This is a genomic window from Deltaproteobacteria bacterium, assembly GCA_019309045.1.
Classification (GTDB): domain Bacteria; phylum Desulfobacterota; class Syntrophobacteria; order BM002; family BM002; genus JAFDGZ01.
This window is the reverse complement of record JAFDGZ010000154.1, coordinates 1-3,973: the sequence shown is the minus strand read 5'-3', so window position 1 is coordinate 3,973 and position 3,973 is coordinate 1. Positions and strand designations below refer to the sequence as shown.

Here is a 3,973-nt window from a genome sequence, read left to right as displayed (position 1 = left end):
AGCCGTGGCCGAGCACCGAAACGGGCCTCGTAACCGTAACCCTAGCCGAGCACGTCAAAAGGGCGACGGCAACGCGCTGGTAGCCGCAGGCTTTAGCCTGCGTTGTCCTGTGTTGATATCTAATTCGGCAAGCAATTGCGCCATGGCGCCATTGTAATACTGGCCGCTGGCTCAGCCTTCAGGTTAGCCGCCAGCAATCGGCTGGTGAAAGGGGTGCACTTTCATCTTGCCATTAACCCTTACTGTCTGGTGCCCGGTAAAATTCTGGGGGGCTATACTGAGAATTTGCCGCTTTTCAGGGCGTAGGCAATGATGATTCCGAGAATGAATGCTGCGGCCAGATTGCTCACCAGGGCAATGCCCAACATGAAAATGACCACAAAAAAGTCCTTTCGGTCGCGAAGGTCCTGAATCATGAGGGCGAGCTGCAGCCCGGCAAAGACCAGCAGGACCCCTAGCAAAGAATAGGGGAGCACTTTGAGGATAACCACAATGTTTTCGCCAAAGACAATGGCGAGCAGAAGAAAAATGCTGCCAATAATAAGGTTTGAGCCAGCAGTACGGGCCCCGAAGCGATAGTGTGCCGCCAGTCCGCCAGCGCCATGGCACATGGGGATGCCGCCGAAAAAGAATGATACCAGGTCGGCGAGGCCCTGACTGTTCGCCACCGTCCTGTAAGTAGCGCGCTGGGCCTGTTCGTCGAAGTACTCATGCATGATGTCCGTGTTGGATATGATGGCGTTGCCGATGGTCATGGGGATCTGAGGCAGCACCAGGGTGGGAATCACCCAGAGCAAGTCGCTCCACGAGGGCCAGCCATAGGGTATGGGCTTTGGCAAATGTATGCCCCAGTCCAGCGAAGAGAAGTGAACTGGCTTGCCGATGAGGAGTCCAACGAAAAGACCCAGCACCACTAGGACGAGTGCTGCGGGAAACCTGCGGTTTTCCAGGAGCAGGAAAGTGAGAATTATACCTGCAATGCCGAGAATGAGCCCCATACTCAACGGCCCAACTTTTTGCACGGCCAGATTCGCATCAGGGCTGAGGATGAGGCGAAAGCCCTTCAACATCAGCACCACCCCCACTCCTAGCTGCACACCCCGCACGGTGCTCCTGGGGGTGTATTTGCCAATGGTTTTGATCAGCCCGGTTGAGCCCAGGAAGAGTACTACCAGCCCCATCCACAAACTCGACGAGACAATCTGGGTTGGCGACAGACCCACAGCGATGGCGTAGGCCCCGATGACCTTCATAGGCTGGACCGCAATGGGTACACCGAAATAGTGGCCGGCAGCAATGTAAAAGATGCCAATCAGGGCGAAGACATTGGTAGCGTGCAGCCCATTGAGCACGATCATGCCGATGGCTAGAGGGAGCAGGGTGCCGAGATCTCCGAACGATCCTGCGAACTCCATACGGTCGAAACGATATTTTCTCCATTTCTCCGGCATAACTTCACCATCCAACAGGAACAGAGGTGTCGGCCAATTACCGGCTGGCAAGACAGAGCTCATTTAACCACAGAAAAAAATGAACCGCCATGACATATTGTGGGCCGAGATAGTTATTTAAGGTTATTATAGGTTTCTTGTTTACCTGAATTGATAACTGTGATATGGTACGCGTCACTTTGAGTTGCTGGCTAGAAAACATCGCATCCTTTCTGGGGGTTGGGAGGAATGATGACCTCTTTGATGAACACCAGGGAAGTCGCTCAATATCTTGGAATAAATGAGAAAAAAATCTACAATCTGGTTACTGTCAGGGGCCTTCCTGGCACCAAGATAACTGGCAAATGGCTGTTTCAGCGACACCTGGTGGACCGCTGGCTGGAGCAGCACACCGACAACTATCCGCGCATAGAAGGCATACTTGATAATTACAAATACTTACTAATAATTACTGGCAGTAACGACTTGTTGTTGGATCAACTCCTGGAAATTTTTCATGGCCGCTACCAGAGGCCTCTTACGGCATTCAGCAATCTGGGCAGCATGGGCGGCATTCAGGCACTGCGGGCCAATCTTTGCCACATCTGCTCTGCCCATTTACTGGAGCCCGAGGGGGAGGACTACAACTTTGCTTATGTGGAGGAACAGTTTGGCGATAGTGTGGTGGTGGTCAATTTCTGCAAGCGGCTGCAGGCGGTGTTGGTGCAGCGCGGCAACCCTCATGGAGTGACCAGTCTGGCGGATCTGGCCAGCGGCAGGCTGCGCCTCGCCAACCGGAAACAGGGTACGGGTACTCGGCTTCTTCTGGACCGCGAACTCGAGCGCCAGGGGGTGGATGGCAAGGACATTCCCGGCTATGAGAGCTCTTTTGGCCGTCATCTGGATGTGGGCCTGGAGGTTCTTGCTGGGAGGGCGGATGCGGGTCTTGCCATTGCTGCGGTGGCAGGACTCCTGGGCCTGGACTTTGTACCGGTGCGCTGGGAGCGCTACGATTTCATCATTCGTAAAGAGCTGTTTTTTACTCATGAGGTGCAGAAATTTCTGGGTCTTCTTCGCGACCGGCAATTCATGGAGGCAAGTGCTCAACTTACCGGCTACGATCTGAGTTTGTCTGGACAGGTGGTCTTCAGGGGATGAGATAAGGAGGGCGTAATGCGAAAACTGTTGAGCTGGTTCGTCTTTGTTGTGTTGTTTCTGGGTGTGGTTCCTCCTGCTGCCTTGGGGGCTGACCAGGTTGTCACAATGTCCACTACCACCAGCACGGAGAACTCTGGTCTTCTTGACGTGCTGCTGCCGGAATTCACCAGAGATACCGGTATTCGGGTGAAAGTCATCGCCAAAGGCACCGGAGCCGCGATTCGTGACGGCATGGACGGCAACGTGGACGTCATTTTTGTACACGCCAGGGAGAGGGAAGAGGAGTTTGTCAGACAGGGCTATGGCGTTTATCGGCTGGGGGTAATGCACAATGATTTCGTAATTGTGGGCCCAGCAGACGATCCAGCGAGAGTCAAGGGGATAACTGACGCAGCGCTCGCCTTGAGGAGAATTGCCGAAGCAAAGGCAGGCTTCGTCTCGCGCGGAGACGACAGTGGGACGCACACCAAAGAGCAGGCGCTCTGGAAGGCCACAGGCCTGCCTCTAACACAGCAGGTGCACGAGATCATTAAAAAGGGCAAGAAGAAAAAGGTTTCCTACAGCTACCCGAGCAATTCAGATGGTTGGTACCGCTCCATTGGACAGGGCATGGGAAAAACACTCACCTATGCCGCGGAGAAGCAGGCATATACGCTGACAGACCGCGGTACTTATCTGAAATACAGGTTAGGCAGGAAGGGAGGGTTGGCTCTGGAGATCCTTTGCGAAGGCGACCCCAGGCTTTTCAATCCTTATGGGGTGATCCCGGTGAATCCCGAGAAGTTTCCCCAGGTTAACTTTGCCGGTGCAGATCGACTGGCCAGATGGCTTGTGGGGAAAAAGGCCCAGAGCCTCATTGCCCATTACACTATTCATGGGCAGCAGGCTTTCTACCCGGATGCTGTTCCGAGCACAAAATAACTGCCTTCCGAGTAGTGGTGCTCTCGAGACCTTGAATCCGAAAGAACGTTGTTTAACCAGATGCATCCTTTAATAATAAATATGCTTGGATAGTCAGAGGAAAAGCCCGGGAAGCCGGTGACTGGGCGAGAGGAGGTATTTGAGAGGAATCGGCAAGAGGCCACGGCAACGAAGCCCGCATCTGGAGTGCGGTAAGGGGCCAGGGTTACGGCAACGAAGCCCGTATCGGCTACGGTTCAAGGCTACGTATTTAGAGATGAGTCGCAGTGCCTACTGCTTATTGGCTGGTACCCATTGATTCAGTGGGCCTCGCAGGCCTGGCCGTAACCGATAAACGTGGGAGGGGGATGTTGCCGCGAAAGTGAGCGGGTCACAGCAACGAAGGAAGAGCCGAACAACGTTGCCGGAAGCCGAAACGCGCATCGTAGCCGTAGCCGTAGCCGAGCTTGCACATGTCGACGAAG

3 protein-coding genes are annotated in these 3,973 nt (G+C 54.2%); 2 read left to right on the top strand and 1 reads right to left on the bottom strand.

Features of this window, described 5'->3' with window-relative positions:
• Positions 1–272: 272 nt before the first annotated feature.
• Positions 273–1,451, bottom strand: coding sequence for a putative sulfate/molybdate transporter (locus tag JRI89_16950; GenBank protein ID MBW2072918.1), 1,179 nt, complete (start codon positions 1,449–1,451; stop codon positions 273–275).
• Positions 1,452–1,682: 231 nt separating this feature from the next.
• On the opposite strand from JRI89_16950, the gene JRI89_16945 reads away from it, so the two are divergent.
• Positions 1,683–2,588: a helix-turn-helix transcriptional regulator gene (locus tag JRI89_16945; GenBank protein ID MBW2072917.1), complete on the top strand. Its 906-nt coding sequence runs from the start codon at positions 1,683–1,685 to the stop codon at positions 2,586–2,588.
• A 15-nt stretch (positions 2,589–2,603) separates the two neighbouring features.
• Positions 2,604–3,509, top strand: a complete 906-nt coding sequence (locus JRI89_16940; GenBank protein ID MBW2072916.1) for a substrate-binding domain-containing protein — start codon at positions 2,604–2,606, stop codon at positions 3,507–3,509.
• The last annotated feature ends 464 nt before the right edge of the window (positions 3,510–3,973 follow it).

What these genes read in the sequence shown, in the direction of transcription:
- JRI89_16950 (MBW2072918.1), bottom strand. Translation starts at nt 1,451, where the DNA reads ATGCCGGAGAAATGGAGAAAATATCGTTTCGACCGTATGGAGTTCGCA.
- JRI89_16940 (MBW2072916.1), top strand. Translation starts at nt 2,604, where the DNA reads ATGCGAAAACTGTTGAGCTGGTTCGTCTTTGTTGTGTTGTTTCTGGGT.
- JRI89_16945 (MBW2072917.1), top strand. Translation starts at nt 1,683, where the DNA reads ATGACCTCTTTGATGAACACCAGGGAAGTCGCTCAATATCTTGGAATA.